Origin of the sequence: Burkholderia sp. BCC0097 (assembly GCF_902832985.1) — a bacterium.
Classification (GTDB): Bacteria; Pseudomonadota; Gammaproteobacteria; order Burkholderiales; family Burkholderiaceae; genus Burkholderia; species Burkholderia orbicola.
In genome coordinates this window covers 433,679-452,069 of sequence record NZ_CADFDM010000006.1, presented here as the reverse complement: position 1 = coordinate 452,069, position 18,391 = coordinate 433,679, and the positions used below count along the sequence as shown (strand labels likewise).

Here is an 18,391-nt window from a genome sequence, read left to right as displayed (position 1 = left end):
GGGCCGTTCGGCCCGCGTCGTCACCCCGTGCGTGGCCGAGCGGGCGCTTGTCGTCCGCCACGCCACGCATCACGCCACACGACCGGCTTCATTTCCATCCGTCAATTTCCAGGAGTCCGCCTCGAGCGGACCGAATCATCATGAACAAACCACAACACTTCGTCCGTCGGGGCCTGCTCGGCGCATTCGTCGTCCTGCTGAGCGCATGCACGACGCAATCGGGCCCGACCTACACCGTCCGGGCGATCAAGGCGCCCGATCAGCAGGCGCCGGTCTTTCGCGTGACCTGCGAGGGGCTCGTCTCCAGCACGAAATCGTGCGAGGCGGCTGCACAGAAGTTCTGCGCCGGCAAGCCGGTCACACCGCTGCAAGCGGTCGATCGCGTGCGTCGCGGCGCCGCGATGGGCGATCCGCGCGAACTGACGTTCATGTGCGGCGTGCCGTCTCAAGCACCCGTCCAGCCGCCGGTCGCCGCGCAACCGCAACCGGTCGAGCAGCCGCAGCCGGTTGCCGCGCCGATTGCGCAGCGCCAGGTGCTGCTGCAAGGCAGTGCGAACTTCGCGTTCGACAGCGCGGTGCTGATGCCGAATGCCCGCCAAGAGCTCAATCGCTTCCTGGACGTGAATCGCGACGCCCGGTTTCGCCGTGTGACGGTCACGGGCTATACGGATTCGCAGGGCGCGCACGCCCATAACGTCCGACTGTCCGAGGCGCGGGCTCGCGCGGTTGCCACGTACCTGCGTACAGGCGGATTGCGCGCCGAACACGTCATGACCGTCGGCAAGGGGGCGGCAGAGCCAGTTGCGACCAATTCGACGGCGGAAGGACGTGCGCAGAACCGGCGCGTCGAGATCGAACTCGAGGCAGGGTAACGAGCGGCGAACAATGGCTCCGCGGTAACCGGAGGTGGTTGCCGCGGAGATGAATGATTGAACTGTCCAGATGGCTCCGGGACATCCAGGGCTGACACGAGAAAGTAACCATGGCAGAGCAAAGAGCAACGACGCGTCCATCGCGTCCGACGATCGATACAGTGACCGACAACGTACCGCCGCACACCGGCGTGATCGAAAAAGGCGGCCTGACCAATGATCCGCGCCCGACGGTGAACGGCCGCGGCGACCCCGGTGCGACGATTCATATTCTGGTGGACGGCGTGCAGGTCGGCACCGCGGTAGTCGGCGCGAACGGCACCTGGAACTTCGCGCTCACGCGGCCGCTGAGCGACGGCGAGTATCGCCTGACGGCACGCGCGAGCAACGAGATCGGCATGAGCGTGCCGTCGGCGTCGTACGGCATCCAGCTCGACACGACGCCGCCGTCGCAGCCGAAGATCGACGCGGCGACGGAAGGCACGCAACCGATGCTGTCGGGGCAGGCCGAAGCGTATTCGACGGTGACGATCTACGACGGCGCGACGGTGCTGGGCACGGTGAAGACGGGCATCGACGGCACGTGGACGTTCCAGTTGCCGTCCGGCCTGTCGAACGGCAGCCACGCGTTGACGGTGACGGCACAGGATCCGGCGGGCAATACCAGTGTCCGGTCGGACGGCTTCGACGTGACCATCGGGCCGGTTGCGCCGCCGACCCCGCTGGCGAAGGCACTGCTGGACGACATGGGGCGCGACAGCGGCAACTTCAACTTCGATCGATTGACGAACGACGGCACGGCAGGTCGTCTGCTGACAGGCCATCTGGCAGGTGTGCTTGCGGCGGGCGAGAAGGTACAGGTGTCGACGGACGGCGGCCGGACGTGGATTGACGCGTTGATGAAGTCGGACGGCACGTGGATCGCGATCGATCCGAACACGCACACCGGCAACTGGACGATCCAGACGCGGGTGGTCAATGCGGCCGGAAACGCCGGTGAGATTGAGTCGACGGATGTTGCGCTGAAGATGTTCGTGTATCCGCCGACGTTCGTCGAGTTTGTCGACGGCGCCGTCATGGTGAAGTTCGTGGGGGCGCAGCTCGAGGCAGGCTCAAGGCTGTCCGTGATGGTTGGCGATCGGTTTTTCATGCATACGCTGACTGCGGCAGAAATCGCGACCGGCACAGCGAAGTTCGTTTTGCCGAACGACGCGTCGGGCATGCCGGCCGCGGCTATCGTCGACACGGCAGGCAACATCTCTCAGTATCGGCAACCTGCGACGATCGAGTTTGGCGAGAACTTCAACGCGGCGAGGTCGGCATCTTTGTTCAAAGGGGAATCCATTTCTTTTGCACATTTCACGCTGACTGGTATCGAAGACCTCGGACATACATACTGGAGTCAGGGAATTTATAGCGGAAACGGCTTCAGGATCGATCCGACCTACGGCCTTTCGTCGCCTCCGTCGACGATGGCGCTCGGCATTACCGGCAAAGTCAGGCTCGATCTGAAGGATGGCGCCAGCGCGACGCACTTCGCTTTCGACGTGGGGGACGTCACGGGAGGTGAATACCTGGTCCTGACCTTTCGTGATAGCACTGGCAAAGTGATTTATACGAGTAAGCCGATTACGACGGGGGAGGGCATCCTTCAGCACGTCGAGATCGATATGCCAAAAGGACTGGCATTCACCTCGATCGAATTCGATCAACAATGGCGAACCGTGCCGAACGGAGCGCTGACATGGGTCGACAACTTCCAGTTCTCGAGGCCTGTTCCTGATCAATTGATTGATCCTCCTGCGCTCCTCGAGCTTGCCGGCGATGGGGCTTACTACGGCGGGAGTGGCGATACCGTATTCACCGTCGGCGACGTTTCGTACTTCACGCGAAACTCAAGCGGTGCCCACGGTGGCGCTGGAGTCGATACGTTGAAGCTGACTGGAAGCGGCCAGATACTAGATCTTGCACCGCTGATGGACGTGGGCGGCCACAGCAAGATCTCCTCCATCGAGATTGTCGACATTACCGGCACCGGCAACAACGTGCTGAAGCTTTCGATGCGCGACGTGCTGGAACTCGGCCATGAAAACGTGTTCCGGAGCGACGGCCATACGCAATTGATGGTGAAGGGCGATGCAGGCGACCGGGTCGAATTGTCCGGTATGAAAGGGCTGGATGCCGGGCAATGGACGAAGCACGGGCTGGTCGCGGTCGATGGACTGGCTTTCATGCTTTACGAGAACGCCGCGATGAACGTCGAACTGCTGGTGCAGGCTGCCGTCACGACTCAATTGGGTTGATGTGTAGGGTCCTGAGATGCGCGTCGGTGCATTTCGGGGTTTTACTGCTGTTGGTGTTGCCGTGGTGTCGCCGTGTCGCTCTGGCTTTCTTCCCGCGGGGCGTCCGGTGTCGCCTCCGCCCGGAGAATTCGGAATTCAAACTTGTCCTATTCGGCCGGTATTTTCTTTCGGTCGTGTCCCATTTGAGGCGGCAGAAACATTCCGTAAAGTTGTTTCCTCTCGAGTGTGATCCTGCCGATGGCCATCGCATGTTCCGTCGGCCGAAGCCGCCATGGTCAAGCTGGTGGAGCAGACGTGTTTTGGCACCATCGTCTCGCGTCTCGCCGAGTGGGCGCCGCCCCTGAATCTCGGTACTCCGCCTCAGTCTTCCGTCAATTCTCTCGGCCACGCAGTGGCCGCGTCGTCCGTTTCGATATGAATGCTCAACCTTCCGATGCCGGTAGCGATAGCGAACCGGTCCTGCCTGATTTCCTCACCTGCGACAGCCTGCTCGACTCGATCGCTTGGCTTTGCGCACATTACGGTTTCGGTAGAAGTCACGCAGTCCTGACTGCCGGTCTCGCCAAGTACGGTGCGCTGACGCCGTCGCTCGCGATCGAGGCGCTCACGCATGCTGGGCTAGCCGCGAAGCTGGTGGCGCGTCCGCTCGCGCAATTGCCCGAGCATCTGTTGCCGGTCGTGCTGTTGCGCCGCAACGGCAGCGCGTGCGTGCTGCTCGGCTGGCGCATCGACGATGCGCCGGAGCGCGAACCGCAGGTCCTGTTTCGCGTCGTGATGCCTGAACTCGGCGACGCGCCGGTCGAATGCACGGAAGCAGAGCTGAGCGACGCCTATTCCGGTCACGCGCTGCTCGTGAAGCCCGCGGCGAAGGTCGACGCGCGTCCGGAAGACTTGCCGATCGAACCCGCCGGCCACTGGCTGCTGCGCACGCTGTGGCGCTATCGCAGCTACTACGCGAGCGCGGCCCTCGGTGCGTTTCTGATCAACGTGCTGGGCCTCGCCAGCGTGTTCTTCACGATGAACGTGTACGACCGCGTCGTCCCGAATCAGGCATACGTGACCCTTTGGTCGCTCGCGATCGGGGTCGCGCTCGCGATGCTGATGGAAGCGGTATCGCGGCATGTGCGCGCGCACGTGCTCGACACCGCCGGCAAGAAGGCCGATCTGGTGCTCGGCAGCCTGCTGTTCCGACAGGCGCTGGCGATCCGGATGGAGCGCCGGCCGGCGTCGGCCGGGTCGTTCGCGCACCGGCTGCGCGAGTTCGAGTCCGTTCGGGACTTCGCGACGTCGGCGACACTGTCGGCGATCTCCGATCTGCCGTTCGTGTTCCTGTTCGTCGCGGTGGTGTTCGCAGTCGGCGGTCCGCTCGGCTGGATTCCGCTGCTGATGATTCCGCTGATCGTCGGCCTCGGTGCGATCGTGCAGTGGCCGCTCGCCCGAGCGATGCGCGAGAACCTGCGCGAGGCGTCGCTCAAGCAAGGCGTGTTGATCGAGTCGATCGACGGGCTAGAGACGCTCAAGGCGGTCGGTGGAGAAGGCGCGATGCGCCACCGCTGGGACGCGTTCAGCGCGAAAACGGCGGCCTCGTCGATGCAGTCGCGCCAGTTGTCCAGCATGGCGACCAGTTGCGTCGCGTTCCTGCAGCAGATGCAGACCGTGGTGATCGTGATCGCTGGCGTATACCTGATCGGCGAAGGCAAGCTGACACAGGGCGCGCTGATCGGCTCGGTGATGCTCGCGGGCCGCGTGACGGCGCCGCTCAGCCAGGTGATGGGGCTCGCGCTGCGTTTCCAGCAGGCGAAGACGGCCCTGCATTCGCTCAACGAACTGATGGCGATGCCGGTCGAGCACGAGCCGGGGCAGGACTATCTGGCGAAGCCGCCGCTCAGCGGCCACGTGAAGCTCGACGGCGTGTCGTTCGTGTATCCGTCGGCCGGGCTGCAGGAAAACGCACCCGCGCTGGACAAGGTCTCGGTGGAGATTCGGCCTGGTGAGCGCGTCGCGATACTCGGACGGGTCGGCAGCGGGAAATCGACGCTGCTGCGCCTGATCGCGCGGCTTTATCAACCGACAGAGGGCAAGCTGCTCGCCGACGGGCTCGACGCTGCACAGATCGCGCCGGCCGACTGGCGCCGTGCGTTCGGCTATGTCGGCCAGGACAGCCGGCTGTTTTACGGGTCGCTGCGCGAGAACATCACGATCGGTCGTCCCGACGTGCCGGCCACGGAATTGCTGCGCGTGCTGCAACTGACGGGGCTCGATGCGCTGGTCGCCCGGCATCCGATGGGCGTGAACCTGCAAGTCGGCGAGAACGGGCGCGACCTGTCGGGGGGCCAGCGTCAGCTCGTCGCGCTGGCGCGCAGCCTGATCGCGCGTCCGCGCACGTTGCTGCTCGACGAGCCGACGAGCGCGATGGACACCCAGACGGAATCGCTCTTCATCGCGCATCTGAAGCAGGCGAGCGCCGGCCAGACGCTGGTCGTGGTGACGCACCGCACGTCGCTGCTGACGCTGGTCGACCGGATCGTGATCGTCGATCAGGGCAAGGTCGTGATGGATGGGGACAAGGCGCGCGTGCTGGCGGCGTTGTCGGGGCAGCCCGAGCCGGTTGGGCCGACCGAGCATCACGCGTCGCCCGACGAGCCGCAGCGAAGCCGGGCGCCGAAGGTGCGCGTGGTCGAGCGCGGAGCGGGAGCGGTGGCCGCGGATCAAACAGCGGCGTCGGCACCGGCGGCCATGACAGCGGAGGCATCGTGATGAATCGGATTCGATCGATGCTGGGCCGCAAGCGAGCGCCGCGCCTCAGAGCGGGCGATGTCGCGTACATGAGCGACATCCGCGAGGCGCTGCTGGTGCGCTCGTCCGCCGGCGCGCAGTTGACGCTCTACATGGTTGCCGTGGTGCTGGTCGCGGGGCTCGTCTGGGCGCACTTCGCTCGCGTCGAGGAGGTCACGCGCAGCGATGCGACGGTGGTGTCGCCGAGCCGCGAGCAATGGATTCAGAGCCTCGAGGGCGGCATCGTCCAGTCGGTGGCGGTGCACGAGGGTGAGGTGGTCGAGAAGGGGCAACTGCTCGCGAAGATCGATCCGGCGCGCGCGCAGGCGAGCTATCGCGAAGTAGCGACCAAGGCGCTGGAGCTGCAGGCGAACGTGTCGCGTGCGCGCGCCGAGGCGTATGGGGCGCCGCTGACCTTTGCGGAAGACGTGAAGCGTGAACCCGGTCTCGTCGCGCAGGCAACCGCGACCTACCGTGCGCGCCGCCAGGCGCTCGACGGGCAGGTCGCCGCGTTGCGGCAGAGCCAGGCGCTGGTGCGGCGCGAGATTGCGATGTCGGAGCCGCTCGCGGCGAAGGGGCTGGTTTCCGAAGTCGAGATGCTGCGCATGCGTCGTCAGGCGACGGACATCGATGCACAGATCGCGGAACGCCGGAGCCGGTTTGCCGCGGATGCCAGTACCGAGCTGTCGCGGCTCGAGCAGGAGCTCGCGCAAACCAACGAGGTGCTGGCCGGGCGTGCGGACGTGCTGGCGCGCACCGACATCGTCGCGCCGATGCGCGGCGTGGTGAAGAACATCCGCATCCACACGGCAGGCGGCGTCGTGCAGTCGGGCGAGCACATCATGGAGATCGCGCCGCTCGACGGCCGCGTGCTTGTCGAGGCGCGGATCAAGCCGTCCGACGTCGCGTTCCTGCGGCCCGGGTTGCCGGTGCTCGTGAAGCTGAGCGCGTACGACTTCGGGATCTACGGCGGGCTGTCCGGGCGCGTCGTCAGCCTCGGTCCGGACACGTTGAAGGACGATCAGAAGGCGGCGATGGGGCGTCCCGACGCGAATTACTACCGGCTCATGGTCGAGACGGATGCGGACGCGCTGGTCGCGGCCGGCAAGCATCTGCCAGTTTTGCCGGGCATGCAGGCGACGGTCGATATCCGCACCGGCGAGAAGACGGTGCTCGATTACCTGCTCAAGCCGATTTTCAAGGCCCGCGAGGCCTTCAGGGAGCGGTGATCATGAGCGGGTTTCGAATTGTCCGCGCACGCGGCGGCGTGCGCGAACGGGGTTTGGTGCTCAGGGGTGCCGTATCGGCGGTGCTGCTCGCGCTGTCGGTGTGGCAGGTGGTTGGGGTGGCGCATGCCGCCAGTGTCAGGGAGCCGCATATGGTGGCATCGACATCGGTTCCGGTATCGACATGGGTGTCTCCTGCATCGGCATCGGCGCCTTTGACGTCGGCTCCGGCGTCGACTTCGATGGAGAGTGAGTCAGTCGGGGCTGCATCGCGGTCGACGGTGAGCGATTCGCGTGCCGTATCACGCGCATCCGGCGCCACGGACGGGCGCGCAGGCGTTCTCGTATCAGCGCCCGACGATATCGCATCGGGTTCGCCCCCCGCCTCCGCGATGACCGAGCGCGAATTGCGGCGAATGCTGTATACGGCGGCTGAAGCGGCAGTCGACGTCAGCCCGCAGGTGCGACGCCTGTACGCGGAGTACCAGGCCGCGCAGTCGGACGTCGATCAGGCGAAGGGTGCGCGCTGGCCGCAATTGCAGTTGCACGGTCAGACCCGTTCCGCGCAGTTCGGCTCGAACGCCGGCAGTGCATATGATCCGGGCAACGCACTGAGCGTGAACCTGACGACGACGCTGTTCGACTGGGGGCGCACCGCGAAAACGATCGGCAGCCGGCAGGATCTGGCGAGCGCCGGCCAGGAACGCTACGTCGCACAGATGGAGGATTCCGCCTACCAGGTCGCGGCCACGCTCGTCGAGCTTTCGAAGCAACGCAACATCGCCGCGCTGAGCCAGCGCTTCGTCGACCGGATGTCGCGCCTCGTGCGGATGCTCGACGAAATCGTCGCGGTCGACCGCGGCCGCGGCAGCGAGCTGACGCAGGCGAAGGCCCGCTTGCTGCAGGCCGAAGCGAGCCGCGACGCGGCACTGGCGAAATGCCGAACGGCCGAGCTGAATCTCCGCAAGCTGGTGGGGGAGCGGCCGGTGCCGATTCCGGCGGAATCGAGCTGGCCGCTGCATCCGGGCAACCTCGACCGGCTGATGTCCGCGCTCGACGAGAATCCGCGCCTGCGGCAGGCACGTGCCGAAGCCAGCGCGGCAGAACTGAACCGCGATGCGGTGCGGGCGGCGTCGAAGCCGCAACTGAACTGGGTCGTCAGCACGAATACCGGACACGACTCGATCGGACGCCGGATGCCCTGGCAGACGATGCTTACGCTGACGTGGAACGCGTTCACGGGCGGTGCCGCAACCGCGGCGACCGATGCGGCGACGTATCGTGCGTCGGCAAGCTGGCGCGGGGTCGAGCAGATGCGCCTGGATCTGGAGTACCAGGTGCGCAGCGCCGAGGAGGATGCCCATGCATTCGGCGAGCGCGCGGACCAGTATCGCGACCTGTCGGTGGAGTCGGCGCGGGTGCGCAGCGCATTTTTCGATCAGTGGTATCACCTCGGGCGCCGCTCGCTGCTCGACGTGTTGATTGCGGAAAACGACGACTACAACAATCGCGTCAACGAGGTGGCGTACCGATTCGACGGCTATGCCGCGACGCTGCGCGGCTACGCATCGGCCGGCATGCTCGTGCAATGGCTGCGTGAAGGATGACGCATTGCGCGGTGCCTGGCGTCGCGCCGGGGAACGAGGGAAATCATGAATCCTGGATCGATCGATAACTGGTTTGCATTGCCGCCGCCGCGGGCGGCTTCCTATCTGCCGATGCCGTATGGCGTTCGGCGCGGCGTCCCGGATCGCTTCAAGCGCCTGTTGGCGGGTGCAGTCTATCTGCCGACCGGGTCGGTCGTTGCCGCCGAAGTGCGCGCGGCCGATTTCGGGCACGACAATCTTGCGTGGAGTCGCAAGCCGCCGAAGAGCGGCCTTGGTCGTGCCGTATCGGTCGCGATCGGCGGTGTTTTGCTCGGCGCGGCGCTGACAGCGGTGCTCGGCACGATGTTGGCTGATCGCGGGGCGGCATTCGGCCGCGCGGTGCCGGGACGCTTGCTCGCCCGGACCGCGCCATCTGCATCGGTTGCTGCTGTCGCCTCGGCGGCGGTTCCAGTGCCGAATCCAATGGCGGCTCAGACACCAGCACCACCAGCGGTGTCCACGTCGCTCCCCACACCGGCCGCGAGCCGGTCGAGCGCGTCGTCCTCTCCGGCACGCGGAACGGATGCGCATGCAGTGCCGCCGCAGCAACGGACGCCGCTTCACCCTTCCGACACGGCGCGGTCGCGCGGCCGGGAAGCGCCAGCCGCAAGACCCGGAGCCGTGCGCCCGGCGTCGCCTCGCGAGCCGGCAACGCATTGGGCGGTAAAGCCGGGGGATTCGAACGTATCAGACGCTTCCGACAACTGCCGTACCGACTGGCCATGCGGCAACGAACTGCAATCATTGCAGGCCGAGTTGAAACGTTGGGACGCGCGCAAGTCGCTACCGGCGTCCGGAGAGGGTAATGCCCCGGAGATGTCGGCTCGTCTGAACGACCACCGGCGTGTCGCAGAGTGGTGATCCTGGTGACGTGCAGAATCGAAAGGCGTGCGGGTGGGGCTTCTTCAGCAGCATTGGATTCCGCGGGGGGCGGAATTCGCACCCCGCGGGCCGCTGGTAGTGTCACCAGCGGTATTTTGCCGCCAACTGACCCGTAATCACCGAGTAGTCGGATAGATTCCCTTCCGCCCCAAAGCTGGCCGATATCGAGAATTGTCGGCCCAACTGTCCGGTCGCGCCGATCCTGACCGCAATGCGGTCGCGCGGCACGTTGAACGAGAACGCGTTGCGGTCGAGCGTCAGCGAGCGCGAACCCGGGCCGTGCCACCAGTTCGCCTCCATGAACGGCCGGAGTTCGCGGCCGTGCGGCATCGCGGTCACGCCATGCACGCGCACGCCCAGGCGGGTGAGCACGTCGGTCGAGCCCTGGCCGTCGAGACGGCCGCCGGCGGTGCCGTGCGCGTCCGCGCGATAGTCGGACACCACGAGCTGCGCTTCCGGCTCGAGGAAGAACCGCGTGTCGCCCTGCTCGTAGAACCGGAGCGAATAGCCGGTCTCGACCGAGCCGGTCACGGTGCGCGACCGGTACGAATCAGCCGCAAGACTGCCGCCGACGCTGTTCGCGTACGCACCGTACATGAACCAGGCATCGACATAGGGGCCGGTCAGGATGTCGCGGTTGCCGTACCAGGTGCCGTACACGCCGACGTTGTAGCCAGCCACGCTGCCGCGCGCGGTGGCGTCCGTCACGCGGCCTTCGAGCGGATTCCACAGCGGACGTGTCGACCAGTTCGTCTGGCTGCCGTACATGCCCATCGCGCCGACGCGTACGCTGCCGCCGCGGCCGTCGTCGAAGCGGAACAGGTCGGCGCCCGCATGAATCAGACGACCGTTGCCCGACACGCTGCGGTTGCCGCCCGACATCGACGTCATCTGGCCTTCGGCACGCAGCCACACGGCGCCGTCGAGCGGGCCGGTTACGTTGGTGCTGGTGCTGGTGCTGGTGCGCAGCGATGCGTCTTCACGCTGATGCAGCGTATGGATGGCCATCATCGATGCGGCATCCGCGTTTGCCAGATACGCGTCGGGTTCCGGTGCGGCGGCGCGCGGCGGGGGCTTGATTTCCTCCGGTCCGACCGGCGGGTCGGGCTTGACGGGATCGACGGGGCCGGGTGGAACCGGCGGCTGGGGTTTCGCGGCGGAAACGAGATACCAGTCTTCCGCCTGTCCGCCATCGCCGCCTCGCTTGAGCATGTAGTCGTAGCCGCCGGCCGACAACGTGCCGAAGCCGTTCCGGTAGCCGTCCGATGCCGCATCGAGCGTGAAAGCCGCCGCATCGGTCGTGCCGCCATTGCGGGTTTCAACGAGCGGGATGCCGACGGTCGTCGGCGCGCCGTCGCCGCCCGTGCGTTTGACGACGATGCCGGTGTCGCCCGATGCGTGGCCGCCGTCGATCACGAGCCGGTCGGTGGGCGATGCGTCGTCCTGCAGCGTGGTATGGAGAATCAGCTTACCGTTGCGGGCCGCATAGTCGCCGTTCACGACGAGCGTGCGCGGCGTGGGCGACACGCCGGCCGCCGGTGCGTCGAACGCGATCGTCGAATCGTTCAGCGCGACGGAACCGACCAACGAGTCGCCGGTGACGGTCCAGAGGCTGTTCGTGTCCAGCGACAGCGTGCGCACCGCGTCGGTCGCGCCGGTCCACGAGGACGCATTCGCGAGTGTGACGTCCGTCACCGCATGGGTCGGGCTGCCGTCGTCGGTCGGGTGATTGACGATGTCGCCTTCGGCATGGGAGCGCGTGTCGAGCGCCAGGCGTACCGGCGTGCCCGACTCGGCGTGGACTGACAGCAGCGTGCCGTTGCCGCCGATGGCACGCGTGCCGTTTTGCAGCGTGATCGTCGCGTTCGATGCATCGATCGCACCATGGCGTTCGCTGACGAGCGTGCCGTCGTCGATCGACAGGGTGCCGCCATACACGCCTGCCGCGTAGGCGCCAGTGCCGGTCGCGCGGGCGTCGCTGCGCAGCAGGTCGACCGTGCCGCCGGCACTCGCATACAGCGCGGTGGCTTCGTCGCCGTGCGTCTCGACGCTCGTGTCGGTGAGCGACGCGACGGAGTCTGCGCCGGCCGCCAGCACGCCGCGCCCGAGTTCGCCGCTCGTCACGATGCCGCCGCGTGTCACGGCGACCTTGCCGCCGAGCCGGGCGACCACGCCGATCGCACCCCTGCCGGTGGTCGTCACTTGCGTATCGGTGGCGTCGACGACGGGGGTGTCGGTGTACTCCTTCGATGCGTAAAGGCCGTGCGCGCTGGCGCCGTGCGTGACGACGCTCGTGCGTTCGAGCGTGACGTTGCCCTCGCGCGTATCGATGCCGAGCGCCTTGTATCCGCTGGTTTCGAGATGCGAGTCGCTGAAGGTGACGGTGGATGCGCCAGGCATGTATAGCACCGACGCATAGTCGCCGTCGGTGCGGATATCGGTGCGCTTGAGCGTAGCCAGGATACCGCCGTAGCTGATCGACAGGCCCGTTCCGAACAGGCCGCTGGTGCGGACCAGCGTGTCGGTCACGTCGATGGTGCCGCCGGGAACCAGGATCGTCATGATCCCGGACGCCTCCTTGCCGCGCGTCACGATCACGCTGTCGGAGATCGACAGCCGGCTGTTGGCGCCGTCGATGGATACGCCGTGCCCGTAGTCGCCATCCGTGTCGATCGAGATTCGTTCTGCGGACACGCTGCCGCCCTGGCGGAGCTCGATACCGGCGCTCAAGTCGCCGCGCGTCCGGATTTCCGTGTCGCGCAGCACGACGCGCGACCCGGCGCCCCGCGCGGCAGCGCCTGCCGACACGTTGCCGGTCGTGAAGACGCGGGTCCTGCCGAGCGTCGTCAGCACGCCGCCGTTGACGGCGGAAAGCACGGCCTTCCCGATTGCGTTGGTCGAATAGTCGCCTGGTGCGACCTCGAGCGCGATGCCGTCGGCGAGCTGCGGACCGCCGCCGACGACTTGTGCCGTCGATGCCCATGGAATCGCCGCGCCGGCGAGCAGCGCGGAATGCAGGACGCGCCGGCCACCGCGCACCTGAGAAAAAGGGAAATAACTGCGGTTCACCTGATCACCTCTGTTTATCCTGAATGCGAGAAGATGAGCTTGTGCAGGTGATTTGGGTATTGGACGAGTTCGAATTTTTGGAAGTCGTTGCGATTGGCGCGACGCCCATGCGGAACGCAAAGATGGTTTGAATCGCGCGGGGTTCGACGGCCCGGTATTACCCGCGCTGCGTTGGATACGAGTGCATCCCGCACGGGGCACGCGTACGTGATGGCGCGTGCATGTTTTCAGCGAATCGACGGGGGAGCGGTAAAACGGACGGCATGCCGTGCAGACCGCACGAGACTCAAATCCAGCCGCGCACGGATAGACGCTCGCCGAGCGACGATGCGCGCAGGGACCGCCATCGCGAAAACCGGGGTACACAGCGTGCCGTGTACCCCGGCAACGATCCGGCACACGCATCACGTGCGCCGGATCGCATTTCCTTACTGATACATGATCGAGTACATCACCGACGTGTTCACCGTCCCCTGGCTCGCCCCGCCGCCCGTTGCGACATATTGGGCGTAGTACGGCAGGTCCGCGGCGCCGTTCTTCAGCGCGACCGCCTTCGAGTTTTCGTCGGCCTTGCCGACGCGATGTTGGTCGTATCGCCGTTGAGCAGGCCGACTTCGACGTTCTTCGCGTTACCGCTTGTCGACGCGCCGGCGGCGCGCATCACTGCAGGATCAACCGCAAATGCGCATCGGCCTGCTCGCCGGGCGGCTTCTGAAACCCGCCTTTGGCAAACCGGTGCCACCGGCCGATCACGTAGCTGACGAGCAGGCTCGCCCGCGCGGCCGGATCGTAATCGGCCGGTAGCACGAACGGCGTCGCGCCGTCCTGCGGCGCATTCGCCTCGGTACGCGCAACCCGCAGGCATTGCTTGACGGTCGCCTCGATCCGGTCGAGCAGCTGGTTCACGCGCTCGGTGAGCCGCTCGTCCTCGCCGACCAGTGCCTCGCCGGTCAGCACGCGCGTCATCCCCGGGTTCTTCGCGGAGAAATTGAGCATCGTCAGCGCGATCGTGCGGGCCTGCAGCACGCCGTTCGGCTCTTTCGCGACGATCTGGTTGACGAGCCCGAACAGCGCCTGCTCGATGAACTCGATCAGCCCTTCGTACATCTTCGCCTTGCTGGCGAAGTGCCGGTACAGCGCGGCTTCCGACACGTCGAGCCGGGCCGCGAGCGCGGCGGTCGTGATTTTTTCCGGCTTCGGGGCCTCGAGCATCGCCGCGAGCGTCTGCAGGATCATCACGCGCCGCTCGCCCGGCTTCGGGCGAGGGCGGGCGGGTGTGGCCTGGCCTTCCGTTACGGCTTGGTCCTGCGGGTAAGTCGGCTGCATTTTTGTCGCCCCGATCGTGTGCCCAGTCGCAGCGATTTTAACGAACGAATGCGCTGGTCGACATAATGAGGGCGTCCGGTTGCCGGCAGATGACCGGGCAGGTGGCCGGTGATCCATACCGTGCCGATGCCCAGACGCTTGTAGCGCTTCAGGTGGCTACGCGTATCCTCGACGAGGATCGCGTCGGCGAACCGCGCATGCGCGGCGCGCAGCGTCCGGCGCAGCATCGCATGGTCGGGCTTCGCGCGCCACGCGCGGCGGTCGCGCATGTGCTCGATCGCGATCACGCGCTCGAACAGCCGCTCGATGCCCAGCTCGTGCAGCACCGCGCGCGCATAGTTTTCCGGCGCATTGGTCAGCACGAACTTGCGACCCGGTAGCGCGGCGACGATGCGCGCGAGGCCGCGCTCGGCGCGCACCATCGCCGGCAGGTCGGAAAACGTGTGGACCACGCGCAGGAAATCGTGCGGGTCGATCGGGTGATGGCGCGTGAGGCCGAGCAGCGCGGCGCCGTAGCGCTCGGTGTAGCCGTTGCGCAGGCGGTCGGCTTCGGCTTGCCCGACCTGCAGCGCGTCGACGATGTATTGCGTCATCGCACGATTGATCTCGGGAAAGATCGCGTGCGATGCGTGGTGAAGCGTATTGTCGAGATCGAACAGCCAGACGGGCGCGCCGGCACGCGGCCGGCTGCGGGAGATGCGCCGGCGTCGCAATGACGCCGGCAGGTCGGTGCGGGAGGGCGGGCGGCGTGCGCTCAATGCGAGCGGATCATCGTGCCGAACGGCTGCTCGGTCAGGATTTCCAGCAGCACCGAATGCTCGATCCGGCCGTCGACGATGTGCACCGACTTCACGCCGCTCTTCGCGGCGTCGAGCGCCGACGAGATCTTCGGCAGCATGCCGCCGGAGATCGTGCCGTCCTCGAACAGCGCGTCGATCTCGCGGGCGGACAGATCGGTCAGCAGGTTGCCGTCCTTGTCCATCACGCCCGGGATGTTGGTCATCATCAGCAGCTTCTCGGCATTCAGCACCGTGGCGAGCTTGCCCGCGACGAGGTCCGCGTTGATGTTGTACGACAGGCCGTCTTCACCGAAACCGATCGGCGAGATCACCGGGATGAACGCGTCGTCCTGCAGCGCCTTCACGACCGCCGGGTTGATCGCCTCGACTTCGCCGACCTGGCCGATGTCGATGTACTGGCCCGGGTTGTCGCGGTCCGGCATCAGCAGCTTGCGTGCGTGGATCAGGCCGCCGTCCTTGCCCGTCAGGCCGACCGCGTGGCCGCCAAAGTGGTTGATCAGCATCACGATGTCCTGCTGCACTTCGCCGCCCAGCACCCATTCGACGACTTCCATCGTCTCTTCGTCGGTGACGCGCATGCCCTGGATGAAGGTGCCGGCCTTGCCGATTTTCTTCAGCGCATGATCGATCTGCGGACCGCCGCCGTGGACGATCACCGGATTGATGCCGACCAGTTTCAGCAGGATCACGTCGCGTGCGAAGCCCTGCTTGAGCCGCTCTTCCGTCATCGCGTTGCCGCCGTATTTGATCACCACGGTCTTGCCGTGGTAACGGCGGATGTACGGCAGCGCCTCCGCGAGGATTTCTGCTTTCAGCGTAGGGGCGATCTGCGAGAGGTCGATGGGCTCGGACATGGCGGCGGCTCTGGCTGGGAACGGTTGAAACAGGGCGAATTGTACAGGAGTGGCGCAGCGCAGCATCGGGTTTTTGGGCCGGCCGGAACACGGTCGGCGCGACGCGGCATCGCGCGCGGCGGCCCGCCGGCTATGGCGCGGCGCGATTCGGGCGTCGCTGCGCGGGTGCCGCCGGCGGGCGGGCGGGCGCGCGTTTGCGACGGACCTCGGCCGGGCGGGCGGCGTGCAAAATCCAGCCGCCGCGCTATGCTTGTCGCGTGGGGCGATGTCCCGCCCGCTTCCGCGATTGCGCCATGACCGATTCCGCCGCCGACGCCCGTTCTGCCCCGCGCCGTGCGCGCTGCCCGCACTGCGGGCGCGGCTTCGACTGCGGCGCGCACACGCAGCCGTTCGACTGCTGGTGCGCGTCGATGCCGGTGCCGCCCGGCGGCACGCCGCCCGCGGCCGGCGCGCGGTGCCGATGCCCCGAGTGCCTGGCCGACGAGATCGCGCAGCGCATGGCCGGCGCGGCCGATTGACGGCGCCTCGCCGCGCCCGTTCGCGCGCATCGATCCGGCCCCGCTAGAGGCGCCGCCCGCTAAACGGGTAAACTGCCCGGATGCAACGAATCACCACCACCGGGCGCGTCAACCTCAGTCATCTGTTCTGGCTCCGCAATCTCGCGATCATCGGCCAGCTCGTGACGATCGGCGTCGTGCAGACCTATTTCGGCGTGCATCTGCCGTTGCCGGCGATGCTGATGGTCATCGCGCTTGAAATCGTTTTCAACGCGCTGACCTGGGTGCGCGTGCTGCGCGCGCGGCCCGAGACCAATTTCGAGCTGCTCGGCCAGCTGTGGGTCGACCTCGGTGCGCTGTCCGCGCTGCTGTTCCTGTCGGGCGGGACGACCAACCCGTTCGTGTCGCTGTACCTGCCGTCGCTCGCGATCGCGGCGGCCGTGCTGCCGTGGCACCTGATGATCTGGCTCGCGGCGTTCGCGGTCGCCTGCTACGCGGCGCTCGGCTTCGATTCGGTGCCGCTCAACATGGACAACCCGGCGAACCTGTTCGATTACTACCGTACCGGCATGTGGGCGAACTTCATGGTCAGCGTCGGATTGATCGCATGGTTCGTCGCGCGCATGTCGAACGCGCTGCGCCAGCGTGACGCGGCGCTCGGCGAGGCACAGCAGCATCTGCTGCGCGACGAGCGGGCCGTCGCGCTCGGCGTGCAGGCCGCCACCGTCGCGCATGAAATGGGCACGCCGCTGTCGACGATCGCGATGCTCGCCGAGGAATTGCGCGACGCGGCGCGCGCCGATCCGGGGCTCGCGCGCTACGACGCCGACCTGAAGGTGCTCGAGGAACAGATGTCGCTGTGCACGTCGGCGCTCGCGCGCCTGCGCAGCCGCGCGAGCACGTCGGCGAGCCGCCAGCCGGTGGACGACTGGCTCGACACGTTCGTCGAGCACTGGCGCCTGCGGCATCCGCACGTGCAGTTCGAGCTGCTCGGCGCGCGCCCGGCCGGCGTCGCGCTCGACGATACGGTCGCGGCCGGCCAGATTCTGACGATCCTGCTCGACAACGCCGCGCGTGCGAGCCCGCAGCGCGTGACGCTCGCCGCGAAGGTCGCGCATGGCGGCACGGCCGACGAAATCGAATTCGAGGTATGCGACGACGGGCCCGGCATTCCGGCCGCGCTGCGCGAATCGCTCGGCGCGATGCCGGTCGACAGCACGCAGGGCGGGCACGGCGTCGGCCTGTATCTCGCGTTCAGCGCGGCCGCGCGGCTCGGCGGCGAGATCGAACTGTCCGATGTGACGCCGCGCGCGGCGGGCGGCAACGGGCGGGCCGGCGGTGCGACGAATGGCCACGCGGCGGCGGCATCGGGACAACGCGCGGGCTCGCGCACGGGCGCGCATGCAGCCGAACGGCCAGCCGGCACGCCGGACAGCCGCGCGGCCGGCGCGCCGACTGGCCGCGGCACGCGGGCCGTGCTGCGCCTGCCGGTCGTGCGCGTCGCGATGCCGGCGGCCTCAACCAACACGTAGACGGAGAAACCACATGAGCGAGAACAATTTCCTGGTGATCGACGACAACGAGGTGTTCGCGGGCACGCTCGCGCGCGGCCTCGAGCGCCGCGGTTACGCGGTCCAGCAGGCGCACGACAAGGAGACGGCGCTGCGGCTCGCCGCGGGCGGCAAGTTCCAGTTCATCACCGTCGACCTGCATCTCGGCGAGGATTCCGGGCTGAGCCTGATCGCGCCGCTGTGCGACCTGCAGCCCGATGCGCGCATTCTCGTGCTGACCGGCTATGCGAGCATCGCGACCGCCGTGCAGGCCGTGAAGGAAGGCGCCGACAACTACCTCGCGAAGCCGGCGAACGTCGAGTCGATCCTGGCCGCGCTGCAGACCAACGCGACCGAAGTGCAGGCCGACGAGGCGCTCGAGAATCCGGTCGTGCTGTCGGTGGACCGGCTCGAATGGGAGCACATCCAGCGCGTGCTGGCGGAGAACAACAACAATATTTCGGCGACCGCGCGCGCGCTGAACATGCACCGCCGCACGCTGCAGCGCAAGCTCGCGAAGAAGCCGGTTCGGCAGTAAGCGGCGCACCAACGAAAACGGGCGGCCCCCGAAGGGGCCGCCCGTCTCGCATC

At 66.9% G+C, this 18,391-nt stretch carries 14 protein-coding genes; 9 read left to right on the top strand and 5 right to left on the bottom strand.

Annotated features, from left to right (window positions below; genetic code table 11):
* The first annotated feature begins 140 nt into the window (after window positions 1-140).
* The 4 genes from HWX07_RS22550 to HWX07_RS22535 all read left to right on the top strand — a co-directional run bounded on the left by HWX07_RS22550 (window position 141) and on the right by HWX07_RS22535 (window position 7,179).
* Complete coding sequence (locus HWX07_RS22550; protein ID WP_175877730.1) at window positions 141-872, top strand: OmpA family protein; 732 nt, start codon at window positions 141-143, stop codon at window positions 870-872.
* A gap of 110 nt (window positions 873-982) precedes the next feature.
* The gene (locus HWX07_RS22545; RefSeq protein ID WP_175877729.1) at window positions 983-3,175 is read left to right on the top strand and encodes an Ig-like domain-containing protein; all 2,193 of its coding nucleotides are present in this window, start codon (window positions 983-985) and stop codon (window positions 3,173-3,175) included.
* 414 nt (window positions 3,176-3,589) lie between these two features.
* Window positions 3,590-5,932 carry a type I secretion system permease/ATPase gene (locus HWX07_RS22540; protein WP_175877728.1) on the top strand — a complete coding sequence of 781 codons (2,343 nt, stop codon included), beginning with the start codon at window positions 3,590-3,592 and terminating at the stop codon, window positions 5,930-5,932.
* Complete coding sequence (locus HWX07_RS22535) at window positions 5,929-7,179, top strand: HlyD family type I secretion periplasmic adaptor subunit (RefSeq protein WP_208457113.1); 1,251 nt, start codon at window positions 5,929-5,931, stop codon at window positions 7,177-7,179. The genes HWX07_RS22540 and HWX07_RS22535 overlap by 4 nt, the downstream gene beginning before the upstream one ends.
* On the opposite strand, the gene HWX07_RS22530 is transcribed toward HWX07_RS22535, so the two are convergent.
* Window positions 7,166-7,498 (bottom strand): hypothetical protein, encoded by a 333-nt coding sequence (locus tag HWX07_RS22530; protein WP_175877472.1) that lies wholly within the window; start codon window positions 7,496-7,498, stop codon window positions 7,166-7,168. The two genes, HWX07_RS22535 and HWX07_RS22530, sit on opposite strands and share 14 nt — an antisense overlap.
* A 94-nt stretch (window positions 7,499-7,592) precedes the next feature.
* Here HWX07_RS22530 and HWX07_RS22525 point away from each other — a divergent pair, with 94 nt between their 5' ends.
* Both HWX07_RS22525 and HWX07_RS22520 read left to right on the top strand, forming a co-directional pair.
* On the top strand, window positions 7,593-8,783 hold the full coding sequence (locus HWX07_RS22525; protein ID WP_244130018.1) for a TolC family protein: 1,191 nt from the start codon (window positions 7,593-7,595) through the stop codon (window positions 8,781-8,783).
* 45 nt (window positions 8,784-8,828) lie between these two features.
* Window positions 8,829-9,683, top strand: coding sequence for a hypothetical protein (locus HWX07_RS22520; RefSeq protein ID WP_175877726.1), 855 nt, complete (start codon window positions 8,829-8,831; stop codon window positions 9,681-9,683).
* A 102-nt stretch (window positions 9,684-9,785) separates the two neighbouring features.
* On the opposite strand, the gene HWX07_RS22515 is transcribed toward HWX07_RS22520, so the two are convergent.
* From HWX07_RS22515 to argB, 4 genes are all read right to left on the bottom strand, one after another.
* Window positions 9,786-12,773 carry an autotransporter outer membrane beta-barrel domain-containing protein gene (locus HWX07_RS22515; protein ID WP_175877725.1) on the bottom strand — a complete coding sequence of 996 codons (2,988 nt, stop codon included), beginning with the start codon at window positions 12,771-12,773 and terminating at the stop codon, window positions 9,786-9,788.
* Between the two features lie 660 nt (window positions 12,774-13,433).
* Entirely contained in the window at window positions 13,434-14,099 is a 666-nt protein-coding gene (slmA, locus tag HWX07_RS22510; RefSeq protein ID WP_175877724.1) for a nucleoid occlusion factor SlmA, read from the bottom strand.
* Window positions 14,066-14,857 carry a pyrimidine 5'-nucleotidase gene (locus HWX07_RS22505; protein ID WP_175877723.1) on the bottom strand — a complete coding sequence of 264 codons (792 nt, stop codon included), beginning with the start codon at window positions 14,855-14,857 and terminating at the stop codon, window positions 14,066-14,068. Before HWX07_RS22505 ends, slmA begins: the two co-directional genes overlap by 34 nt.
* Window positions 14,854-15,753, bottom strand: coding sequence for an acetylglutamate kinase (argB, locus tag HWX07_RS22500; RefSeq protein WP_006490510.1), 900 nt, complete (start codon window positions 15,751-15,753; stop codon window positions 14,854-14,856). The genes HWX07_RS22505 and argB overlap by 4 nt, the downstream gene beginning before the upstream one ends.
* A 293-nt stretch (window positions 15,754-16,046) precedes the next feature.
* Here argB and HWX07_RS22495 point away from each other — a divergent pair, with 293 nt between their 5' ends.
* From HWX07_RS22495 to HWX07_RS22485, 3 genes are all read left to right on the top strand, one after another.
* Window positions 16,047-16,271 (top strand): cysteine-rich CWC family protein, encoded by a 225-nt coding sequence (locus HWX07_RS22495; protein ID WP_175877722.1) that lies wholly within the window; start codon window positions 16,047-16,049, stop codon window positions 16,269-16,271.
* A gap of 80 nt (window positions 16,272-16,351) precedes the next feature.
* Entirely contained in the window at window positions 16,352-17,782 is a 1,431-nt protein-coding gene (locus HWX07_RS22490) for an ATP-binding protein (protein WP_175877721.1), read from the top strand.
* Between the two features lie 13 nt (window positions 17,783-17,795).
* Window positions 17,796-18,338 carry a response regulator transcription factor gene (locus HWX07_RS22485; RefSeq protein WP_011546464.1) on the top strand — a complete coding sequence of 181 codons (543 nt, stop codon included), beginning with the start codon at window positions 17,796-17,798 and terminating at the stop codon, window positions 18,336-18,338.
* Window positions 18,339-18,391: the final 53 nt, after the last annotated feature.